Here is a 10,212-nt window from a genome sequence, read left to right on the forward strand (position 1 = left end):
ATCGGCACCGGCTGTTTTAAAAGTATCGGAGTGTCCACATGGCACGCGTTTGCGACGTAACGGGCAAAGGCCCAATGACCGGGAACAACGTTTCCCACGCCAACAACAAAACCAAGCGCCGGTTCCTGCCGAACCTGCAATACCGTCGTTTCTGGGTTGAAACAGAAAACCGTTGGGTGCGTCTGCGCGTTTCCAGCGCTGCTCTGCGCCTGATCGACAAAAACGGCATCGATGCCGTGCTCGCAGACCTGCGTGCACGCGGTCAAGCCTAAACCCAGAACATTAGGAGTCATCCACCATGGCAACCAAAGGCGGACGCGAAAAAATCAAGCTGGAATCCACAGCTGGCACTGGTCACTTCTACACGACCAGCAAGAACAAGAAAACCATGCCCGAGAAAATGTCGATCATGAAGTTCGACCCCAAAGCTCGCAAGCACGTTGAATACAAGGAAATCAAGCTGAAGTGATTCGGCCTGAGCCTTGCAACAAAAAACCCGCCTCTGGCGGGTTTTTTGTTGCCTGACAAGGCTTTCAGGTCACCAGGTCAATGGAAATGGACCCCGGGTCAAGCCCGGGGTGACAAGCCCAAGAAGTCAAGCCCGAGGTGCCCCATCCAAGAGGCCCTGCCCAGCGTGGAAAAAGCAAGAGACCCGCCGAGCGTAGAAAGTCCAGGAGGCCCGCCCGGCGTAGAAAGTCCAGGAGGCCAACCCAGCGTGGAAAGTGCAAGAAGTCTGTCATCCCGGACTACGATCCGGGATCCATTCACCCCACGGACATGGCAAAGGGCAGCGGGCTGGACCCCGGGTCAAGCCCGGGGTGACATGATGAGGCCCCATAAAAAAGGACCCGAAGGTCCTTTATCGTGGTGTTTTCAACGCCTCAAGCTGTTTGACGCACCGCGCGCAGCTTGACCGAGAAGTCACGCAAAGTGGCAATGCCACTCTCTTCGGCGCGGCGGCACCAAGCTTGCAAATCGGCGGCCAGTTGCTCGCGTGAATGCGAGGTGTTCAGCCAGATCTGGCTGAGCTCTTCACGCATCTGCACCATCTTGTCGAGCACGGGGCTGGCGGCGCGGGCCTGCTTGAGTTGAGCCTGCGCCTCAGCGGGCACTTTGGCAGCATCGCGGTGCAACCAGCGCTTGGCCGCTTGCAGCACATTGGCATCCAGCTTCAGTTTTTCGGCTTCTTGCTGCATCACCGTGCGCACATTGCGGGCATAACCGGCCATCACCTCGTAACGGTTGGCGATCAAGGCTTCCAGCGTCTTTTCATCGGCCACGGGGCGGATGTCACCGTAAGCCAGACGAGGCACTGTTTTCTTGACAGTGGCCAGACCCATGATCTCGAGGGCTCGGATATAAGCCCAACCCAGATCAAACTCGTAAGGCTTGACCGACAGCTTGGCCGATGTGGGGTAGGTGTGGTGGTTGTTGTGCAACTCTTCGCCACCGATCAGGATGCCCCAGGGCGAAATGTTGGTGCTGGCGTCGTGCGCCTCGAAGTTGCGGTAACCCCAGTAGTGCGCAGCGCCGTTGATGATGCCGGCCGCCGTGATCGGGATCCAGGCCATTTGCACTGCCCAGATCGTCAAACCGATGAAACCGAACAGGGCCACATCGATGATGAGCATCAGGGCCACGCCCTGCCACGAGAAGCGGGTATACAAGTTGCGTTCGATCCAGTCATCGGGGGTGCCATGGCCATAGCGCTTCATGGTGTCCAGGTTCTTGGACTCCTTGCGGTACAGCTCGGCACCGGTCAACAGCACGGTCTTGATGCCATGCACATGAGGGCTGTGCGGGTCTTCGGCCTGTTCGCACTTGGCGTGGTGCTTGCGGTGGATGGCGGCCCACTCCTTGGTCACCTGGCCCGTGGTCAACCACAGCCAGAAACGGAAGAAGTGTGAAGGAATCGCATGGAGGTCCAGCGCACGGTGCGCCTGGTGGCGGTGCAGGAAAATGGTGACGCTGGCGATGGTGATGTGGGTCAGGCCCAAGGTCACCAAGACGATTTGCCACCAGCTGAGGTCAAACAAACCGTGACCCATCCATTGGATCAAAGCATCTAAAAAAGCCGAATCAGGCAACAACATGCATCTGTCTTTCTACGAACGCCTGTTTTCAGGCAATCTTTCGATTTTAGGTTTTTCAGGTCGAAAAGGACAGGTCTTTCGCACCAGCCCACATCTGAAAGAACTCTAAATATTTACTTTCGGGTCCAAGCGGCAGCAAAGAAGCCATCCGTGCCATGGCGGTGTGGCCACAAGCGCAGGAAATCGCCACCTGAGCGGACACCGTCTTCGTCCACAGAAACAGCGGGGGCACACAAGCCTTCAGCGCCGGGGACCTTCAGGCGATCCAGCTCTTGCGCCGCATTGAGCGGCACGAAATCCGGGTTCGCCGCACTGAAGGCTTGCGCAATCAATTCGTTTTCCTCGGGCAAGACGCTGCAGGTGGCATAGACCAGACGGCCACCCGACTTGACCATGCGCGAAGCGCTTTGCAAGATGGCCAACTGCTTTTCGGTCAACTCCTGCACAGCTTGGGGCTTTTGACGCCACTTCAAGTCCGGGTTGCGGCGCAAAGTGCCCAAGCCCGAGCACGGAGCATCGACCAGCACGCGGTCGATCTTGCCGGCCAAGCGCTTGACGCGCTCATCGCGCTCGTGCGCAATCGCGGCGGGGTGCACATTGGACAGGCCACTGCGCGCCATGCGCGGCTTGAGCGCATCCAGACGGTGACCAGACACATCAAAGGCATACAAGCGACCTGTGCTGCGCATCGCCGCGCCCAGCGCCAGCGTCTTGCCGCCCGCACCAGCGCAAAAGTCCACCACCATCTCGCCGCGATGGGCATCTACCAGCAAGGCCAAGAGCTGCGAGCCTTCGTCCTGCACCTCGATGGCGCCACGTGTGAAGGCATCGGTCTTTTGCAGGGCGGGTTTACCTTCCAGGCGCAGACCCCAAGGTGAATAAGGCGTGGGCTTGGACGGGATGCCCGCCTGGGCCAGTTCTTTTTGAATGTCGCTGCGCTTGGCCTGGAAGGTGTTAACACGCAAATCCAGCGTACCAGGCTGCTGCAGGTTCTCGGCCAAAGCCCAAAAGTCTTCGCCCAACTGGGCCTGCAAGGCTTTGGCCATCCACTCGGGCAGGTTGTGGCGGTGCGGCGCCATCAAGGCGTCAGCGGGAATGGCGTCGCAGGTGGCCAGCCACTGCTTTTCGGTGTCGTTCAGCGCTGCGGCCAGAAAGTCGCGTGGGCCAAAAAAGCCCAGAATGGCCAGCTTGCGCTCTTTGGGGCCCGAGCCCGAACGGGCCAACTGCTCGAACAGCAGTTTTTTGCGCAGCACCGCAAAAGCGGTTTCGGCCAGCGTGGCGCGCTCACGCGGCCCCAGGGAACGGTGTTCACGGAAATAGCGCGACACCACAGCGTCGGCGGGATGTTCAAATTGGAGAACCAGCCTGACCAGATCGGCGCAGGCGTCTAAAAGGGCTTTTGGATGCATGGGGCGTATTGTCCCACCCTTGCCCCTTTGAAATGCACCTCCCCAGGAAACACATGTCCGAAGAAACCTTGCCTCCCTTGATCGAAACCCCCAAAGGCCTCTACAAGCACTACAAAGGCGGCATGTACCGCGTGCTGGGCACCGTGCGCCACAGCGAAGACCTGCAGCCCATGACGCTGTACCAGGCGCTGTATGGCGAGCAAGGCCTGTGGGTGCGGCCCGCGGCCATGTTCGCCGATGTGGCCGAATTCAACGGCCAGTTGCAGCCGCGCTTTGAACGCGTGGGCGACTAAGCCAAAAACTTCGCCACAGCACGCGGGTAAATCCAGTGCTCTTGCGTGAGCACCCGTGCGGCCAGTGTTTCGGCCGTGTCACTGGCCAGCACCGGCACCACCGCCTGATCCAGGATCGGGCCATGGTCCAGATCGGCCGTCACCTGGTGCACGGTGGCACCGGCAAACTTGCACCCGGCATCGATGGCCCGTTGGTGTGTGTTCAGACCCGGAAAAGCCGGTAACAAGGACGGGTGAATGTTGAGCAAACGCCCTGCGTAATGCGCAACGAACCCCGGGGTCAGGATGCGCATGAAGCCCGCCAACACCACCAGACTGGGCGAGAACAAGTCGATTTGCGCCATCAAGGCCTCGTCAAAAGCCTCACGACTGGCAAACGCTTTGTGGTCCAGCACTGCGGTGGCGATGCCCTGCGCTTTGGCGAAGGCCAAGCCTTGGGCATCGGCCTTGTTGCTGATCACGGCGGCCACCTGGGCGTTCAAGCGGTCAGACCAACGCTCTTGCTCGGCCGCGCGGACGATGGCCGCCATGTTGGAGCCCGAGCCGGAAATCAAAATGACAATGTTTTTCATGTGTGCGCCGATTATCCCAGCACACCCCCTGCTAACCCTTGTTTGTCGCACCTAGGACATGACCACGCGCCTGCCGCGTGATAAAAAGCACGGTCGTTTGATTTTGTTTGAACCGCACTACAAAAACACTTACCCCAACGGAGAAATTCCCCCATGGATTTGGCATTCACCCCCGAAGAACTCGCGTTCCGCGACGAAGTTCGCACCTGGGTCAAGGCAAATTTGCCGACCGAGCTTTCACACAAAGTGCACAACGCCATGCGCTTGACGCGTGACGACATGCAGTCCTGGGCCAAGATCCTGGGCAAAAAGGGCTGGCTGGGCTACGGCTGGCCCACACAGTTTGGTGGCCCGGGCTGGACCGCCGTGCAAAAACACCTGTTCGAAGAAGAATGCGCCCTGGCAGGTGCCCCCCGCGTCGTGCCGTTCGGCCCGGTGATGGTGGCCCCGGTGATCATGGCTTTTGGCAATGCCGAACAGCACAAGCGCTTTTTGCCCGGCATCGCCAGCGGCGAAGTCTGGTGGAGCCAGGGCTACAGCGAACCGGGCTCCGGCTCGGACCTGGCGTCGCTCAAAACCCGCGCCGAGCGCGTGGGCGACAAATACATCGTCAACGGCCAGAAAACCTGGACCACCCTGGGCCAGTACGGCGAGTGGATCTTCTGCCTGGTGCGCACCAGCACCGAAGGCAAGCCACAAACCGGCATCTCTTTCTTGCTGATCGACATGAAGTCGCCCGGCATCACCGTGCGCCCCATCAAGCTGCTCGACGGCGAGTGCGAGGTCAACGAGGTCTGGTTTGACAACGTCGAAGTGCCTGCTGAAAACCTGATCGGCGAAGAAAACAAGGGCTGGAACTACGCCAAGCACCTGCTGGCGCACGAGCGCACCAACATCGCCGACGTGAACCGCGCCAAGCGCGAACTGGAGCGCTTGAAGCGCATCGCCAAAGCCGAAGGCGTCTACGACGACCTGCGCTTCCGCGACGAAATCGCCAAGCTCGAAGTCGACATCGTGGCGCTCGAAATGCTGGTGCTGCGCGTCCTGTCGGCTGAAAAGTCCGGCAAGAACTCGCTCGACATCGCAGGCCTCTTGAAGATCAAGGGCAGCGAAATCCAGCAGCGCTACACCGAGCTGATGATGCAAGCCGCAGGCCCCTTCAGCCTGCCCTACATCTTCGAAGCCATGGAAGCAGGCTGGCAAGGCAACTTCCCGGGCGGCACGCTGGCCAATGCGCCCTTGGCTGCCAACTACTTCAACATGCGCAAGACCACCATTTACGGCGGCAGCAACGAAGTGCAACGCAACATCGTCGCCCAGACAGTTCTGGGTTAAGGAGACACACACATGGATTTCGATTTTTCTGACGACCAGGAACAACTGCGCGACGCGGTACGCAAATGGGTGGACAAGGGCTACGACTTTGACCGTCGCCGCGCCATCGTGGCGGCCGGCGGTTTTGACCGCGCTGCCTACGGCGAGATGGCCGAACTGGGACTGACGGGCCTTTACGTGAGCGAAGACCACGGCGGGATGGGCATGGGCCCGACCGAAGCCATGGTGGCCATGGAAGAACTCGGCCGCGGCATCGTGCTCGAACCCCTGACCCAAACCCTGATCTGCAGCGCCACACTGCAAACCCACGCCCCTGCAGCACTGCAAGCGGCCTGGCTGCCGCGCATCGCGGCAGGCGAAGCCATCGTGGTGCTGGCGCAGCAAGAGCGCGGTGCCCGTTACCAACTGGGCCGCTGCGCGGCGCAAGCCACCGAATCGAACGGTGCATGGTCGGTGACCGGCACCAAGAGCGTGGTGGCCGTGGGCGACCAGGCCGATGCCTTTGTGGTGCCCGCCACCGTGAACGGCCAGATCGCCCTGTTTTTGGTCGAGCGCAGCGCCAGCGGTGTCAGCACCCAGGCCTACGGCACGCAAGACGGCTCACGCGCTGCCGAAGTCGTGCTCAAGCAAGCCCCCGCGCAGCTGATCACCCTGAACGGCCTGAGCGCTTTGGAAGAAGCCGTGGACATCGGCATCGCCTGCACCTGCGCCGAAGCCGTGGGCGTGATGGACAAAACCTTGGCCATCACCGTGGACTACATGAACACCCGCAAGCAGTTCGGTGTGAACATTGCCAGCTTCCAGGCCCTGCGCCACCGCGTGGCCGACATGAAGATGCAGCTGGAGTTGGGCCGCTCGATGAGCTACTACGCCAGCCTCAAGCTGCACGCGCCCGCCGACGAGCGCCGCCGCGCCCAGGCCCGTGCCAAGTACCAGCTGGGCGTGTCCATGCGTTTCATCGGCCAGCAAGCGGTGCAGCTGCACGGCGGCATTGCCGTCACCGACGAGTACATCGTGAGCCACTACTTCAAGAAATTGACGCAGCTGGACATGACCTTTGGCGACACCCTGCACCAGCTGGGTGAAGTGTCGGCCCGCATGCAGGAGACGGCAGGCGTCTTCGCTTGATGGTCTGCTGACCCCATGAACAAGGGCGCCGCAAGGCGCCCTTGTTCATTCTGGCTGGCGCACCCGCAAAAAAGAAGCAAATCTTGGCAAACCTGAGGGCGTACGGTCACGGTAACGGTAAGTCACCCAAGCCCCCACGGGCGGCGGATCGCGCCGCAGGGCGTCGCTCAGGCCAGCGCCCAAAGCGAAGCGTTGGCCTTGCGGCGTCTCCAGCAGCAGCGCACCCGTCAAACCTTCCAAACGCCCCTTGCCTGCCTGGTAACCCAACACCCGCCCTTCTTCATCGGGCTGCGGCTTGAGCTTGAACAAGGCATCTGTTCGGCCGGATTGCCACACCGCATCGGCGCGGTGCAAGACCAGGCCTTCACCGCCCTTAACGACCACGTCATGCAAGCGCGCCTGCAATGCCGCCGCATCCTCCAAGCTGCTGTGCAGTACCGCCTGCAAGCACGGCAGCTTGGCGGCCGACACGGCTTGCGTGAGCACGCCCACACGCTGGGCAAACGGCTCGGTGCGCCCCAATGCGTCAAACACGAGGTATTTCAGGCTGCGCCATTCGGCATCGTCGGGCACGGTTTTGCGCACGGCTCCTGATAGGCGGTCGAATTGCCCACGGCCCATCCACAGCTCGCCATCCAGCGGCAAGGGTGGCAAGGCGGCCAAAAACCAGGCAGGGGCTGCGATCATGCGGCCACTGCGAAAACGCAAATGCTTGCCGTCCCACACGGCGCGAACGCCATCGAACTTTTCGCTGACCAGAAAACCTTGCGGTGAACGACCGGTAGGCCAAGCCTGCGCGAGTTGAACCGATTCACCAGCAGCAAGTGCAGGCGGTGCCCACCACGCACCGCCCAACAAACTGCCGATGACGTGCCGCCGCGAGACGAGCGGCGTGCCCACTTTTTCATGGCTGTGCATGATGAACTCCTCCCTGATTGCACTGGACCGTTCAGCCCGCGCTTTGTTTTTTTCAGGAAGTGATGATGCAACGCTTCGCCCGCGTCTGCAAGCGCCCGCAGCTCAAACCAGCAAACGCGAGGTTTTGGGCACATGCGCCATCAAGAACGCCATCTGGTCGACCAGGATGCGGCGGTTGCGCAAGATGAAGTCTTCCCACAGGCTGGGCACATAGGGCGCATACAGCAAGGGCATGTTGGCCTGCTCCGGGGTGCGGCTGCTTTTGCGGTGGTTGCACGAACGGCAGGCGGTGACCACGTTCATCCAGTGGTCCGGGCCTTTTTGCGCCAAGGGCACGATGTGCTCACGGGTCAGTTCTGCCTCATGGAAATGCCCACCGCAATAAGCACAGACATTGCGGTCACGCACAAAGAGTTTGGGGTTGGTGAGGCCCGGGCGCATGTCAAACGGGTTGATGCGCGGCACGCCCTGGGTGCCGATGATGCTGTTGACGGTGATGACCGATTGCTCGCCCGTGATGGCATTGTGGCCACCGCGATACACCGCCACTTGCCGGCCCGCTTCCCAGCGCACCTCGTCGGCGGCGTAATGGGTGACCGCTTGCTCCAGCGTGATCCACGACTGCGGCAAACCTTGGGCCGAGAGTTTCAAAACCTTCACAGACGCCTCCATCCAACAGTTTAAAAAACCACTGACACGAAAAGAATCTTCTCGATCGATCCGCACGACTGAGGTGACAGGTTGCGGTGATCGGGCTCGGTCACAATATACCCTCTTACATTGACAAAACCGTAAAAGCTGGCGAGTGGCCAGAACTGCGGTTGGGCATCACAAGCAACATGAAGGTTTTCCGAGGCTTCCACCACCCCCATCTGGCCCCCGCCTGCGCGTTGACCATCGGCAATTTCGACGGCGTGCACAGGGGCCATCAGGCCATGCTGGCGCTGTTGCGCAGCGAAGCCGCCCACCGGGGCGTGCCCAGCTGTGTCATGACCTTCGAGCCTCACCCGCGTGATTACTTCGCCAAAGCCCTCAACAAACCGGAGCTGGCCCCAGCCCGCATCGCCACTTTGCGCGACAAGTTGCAAGAGCTCGAGCGCTGCGGCGTCGATCAGGTCGTGGTGCTGCCCTTTGACGCCAAACTGGCCAGCCAGTCGCCCGAAGACTTCATCCAGCAGGTGCTGATTCAGGGCCTGGGCGTGCGCTATGTGCAAGTGGGCGACGATTTCCGGTTTGGAGCCAAACGGGCGGGCGACTACGCCATGCTGGACGCCGCAGGCCAGCGCCTGGGCTTTGACGTGGCGCGCATGAACAGCTATGAAGTGCATGGCCTGCGCGTTTCCAGCTCGGCGGTGCGCGATGCGCTGGGCTATGGCCGCATGACCGACGTGGCCGCCCTGCTGGGCCGCCCCTACAGCATCAGCGGCCATGTGGTGCACGGTCGCAAGCTCGGGCGCGAACTGGCCGCCACGGCACAAGGCGCGGGCGATGGCTTTCGGACCCTGAATCTGCGCTTTGCGCACTGGAAACCGGCCGCCAGCGGCATCTTCGTGGTGCAGGTGCACGGCCTGGCCGATCAGCCTTTGCGCGGCGTGGCCAACCTGGGCATCCGCCCCTCGCTGGACCCGAATGACATCAACGGCGGGCGCGTGCTGCTGGAGACGCATGCCTTCGACTGGCCAGCCCATCTGGGGGCCGAGGGGGGCTACGGTAAAATCATCCGCGTGGATCTGCTGCACAAACTACACGACGAGCTCAAATACGACGGTCTGGACGCCCTGACAAAAGGCATCGCCCAGGACTGCGACGATGCGCACGCCTGGTTTGCTTCGCGCCACAGCGAGACACACCGCCAGACCACACGCGACCGAATTTGACGCTCCAGCGTCCCGGCACAGCCTTGTGCCACCCCTTCGGGCCTTTTGCACAGCCCGCCTTGCTCCCAGCGGCTTTGATGGCCGCGCCCCCGGATTTCTTTCATGTCTGAACAAAACAACGCCCCCAGCAACGCATCCAACACCGATTACCGCGCCACGCTGAACCTGCCGGACACCCCCTTTCCCATGCGAGGCGACCTGCCCAAGCGCGAACCAGGCTGGGTGAAAGACTGGAACGAAGGCGGCCTGTACAAAAAACTGCGCGCCGCCCGCCAGGGTGCCCCGCTGTTCGTGCTGCACGACGGCCCGCCCTATGCCAACGGCAAGCTGCACATCGGCCATGCACTCAACAAAGTGCTCAAGGACATGATCGTCAAGTCCAAGCAGCTCGCTGGCTTTGACGCGCAATACATCCCCGGCTGGGACTGCCACGGCCTGCCGATCGAAAACGCGATTGAAAAACTGCACGGCCGCAACCTGAGCCGCGACGACATGCAGGCCAAAAGCCGCGCCTTTGCCACCGAGCAGATCAACCAGCAGCGCGAAGACTTCAAGCGCCTGGGCGTGCTGGGCGACTGGGAGCGCCC

12 protein-coding genes are annotated in these 10,212 nt (G+C 61.3%); 7 read left to right on the top strand and 5 right to left on the bottom strand.

The features are described from left to right. Positions 1-38: 38 nt before the first annotated feature. Together rpmB and rpmG are read left to right on the top strand one after the other, a co-directional pair. The gene (gene rpmB, locus Q1W40_RS09250; protein ID WP_026039317.1) at positions 39-272 is read left to right on the top strand and encodes a 50S ribosomal protein L28; all 234 of its coding nucleotides are present in this window, start codon (positions 39-41) and stop codon (positions 270-272) included. Positions 273-298: 26 nt separating this feature from the next. Further along, positions 299-469 carry a 50S ribosomal protein L33 gene (gene rpmG / locus Q1W40_RS09255; protein WP_006298735.1) on the top strand — a complete coding sequence of 57 codons (171 nt, stop codon included), beginning with the start codon at positions 299-301 and terminating at the stop codon, positions 467-469. A 412-nt stretch (positions 470-881) separates the two neighbouring features. On the opposite strand, the gene Q1W40_RS09260 is transcribed toward rpmG, so the two are convergent. Beyond that, entirely contained in the window at positions 882-2,093 is a 1,212-nt protein-coding gene (locus Q1W40_RS09260) for a fatty acid desaturase (protein WP_300711181.1), read from the bottom strand. A gap of 113 nt (positions 2,094-2,206) precedes the next feature. Then, complete coding sequence (locus Q1W40_RS09265) at positions 2,207-3,502, bottom strand: RsmB/NOP family class I SAM-dependent RNA methyltransferase (protein WP_300711183.1); 1,296 nt, start codon at positions 3,500-3,502, stop codon at positions 2,207-2,209. 53 nt (positions 3,503-3,555) lie between these two features. Here Q1W40_RS09265 and Q1W40_RS09270 point away from each other — a divergent pair, with 53 nt between their 5' ends. Next, positions 3,556-3,795 carry a DUF1653 domain-containing protein gene (locus Q1W40_RS09270; RefSeq protein ID WP_300711185.1) on the top strand — a complete coding sequence of 80 codons (240 nt, stop codon included), beginning with the start codon at positions 3,556-3,558 and terminating at the stop codon, positions 3,793-3,795. Here Q1W40_RS09270 and purN read toward each other — a convergent pair. Next, on the bottom strand, positions 3,792-4,367 hold the full coding sequence (purN, locus tag Q1W40_RS09275; protein WP_300711187.1) for a phosphoribosylglycinamide formyltransferase: 576 nt from the start codon (positions 4,365-4,367) through the stop codon (positions 3,792-3,794). The genes Q1W40_RS09270 and purN overlap by 4 nt on opposite strands. Before the next feature lie 153 nt (positions 4,368-4,520). Between purN and Q1W40_RS09280 the strand changes: the two genes are divergently transcribed. Both Q1W40_RS09280 and Q1W40_RS09285 read left to right on the top strand, forming a co-directional pair. Then, positions 4,521-5,702 carry an acyl-CoA dehydrogenase family protein gene (locus Q1W40_RS09280; protein WP_300711189.1) on the top strand — a complete coding sequence of 394 codons (1,182 nt, stop codon included), beginning with the start codon at positions 4,521-4,523 and terminating at the stop codon, positions 5,700-5,702. Positions 5,703-5,714: 12 nt separating this feature from the next. Beyond that, complete coding sequence (locus Q1W40_RS09285; RefSeq protein ID WP_300711191.1) at positions 5,715-6,830, top strand: acyl-CoA dehydrogenase family protein; 1,116 nt, start codon at positions 5,715-5,717, stop codon at positions 6,828-6,830. A gap of 45 nt (positions 6,831-6,875) precedes the next feature. On the opposite strand, the gene Q1W40_RS09290 is transcribed toward Q1W40_RS09285, so the two are convergent. Beyond that, positions 6,876-7,748, bottom strand: a complete 873-nt coding sequence (locus Q1W40_RS09290; protein ID WP_300711192.1) for a DNA ligase — start codon at positions 7,746-7,748, stop codon at positions 6,876-6,878. Between the two features lie 102 nt (positions 7,749-7,850). Continuing rightward, the gene (locus Q1W40_RS09295; RefSeq protein WP_300711194.1) at positions 7,851-8,408 is read right to left on the bottom strand and encodes an HNH endonuclease; all 558 of its coding nucleotides are present in this window, start codon (positions 8,406-8,408) and stop codon (positions 7,851-7,853) included. 179 nt (positions 8,409-8,587) lie between these two features. On the opposite strand from Q1W40_RS09295, the gene Q1W40_RS09300 reads away from it, so the two are divergent. Continuing rightward, the gene (locus Q1W40_RS09300) at positions 8,588-9,625 is read left to right on the top strand and encodes a bifunctional riboflavin kinase/FAD synthetase (RefSeq protein ID WP_300711196.1); all 1,038 of its coding nucleotides are present in this window, start codon (positions 8,588-8,590) and stop codon (positions 9,623-9,625) included. A gap of 102 nt (positions 9,626-9,727) precedes the next feature. Beyond that, positions 9,728-10,212, top strand: a 485-nt coding sequence (locus tag Q1W40_RS09305) for a class I tRNA ligase family protein (protein WP_300711198.1), incomplete at its 3' end; no start/stop codon positions are given.

The sequence above is a fragment of the Limnohabitans sp. genome, from assembly GCF_030158565.1.
Lineage (GTDB): Bacteria > Pseudomonadota > Gammaproteobacteria > Burkholderiales > Burkholderiaceae_C > Limnohabitans_A.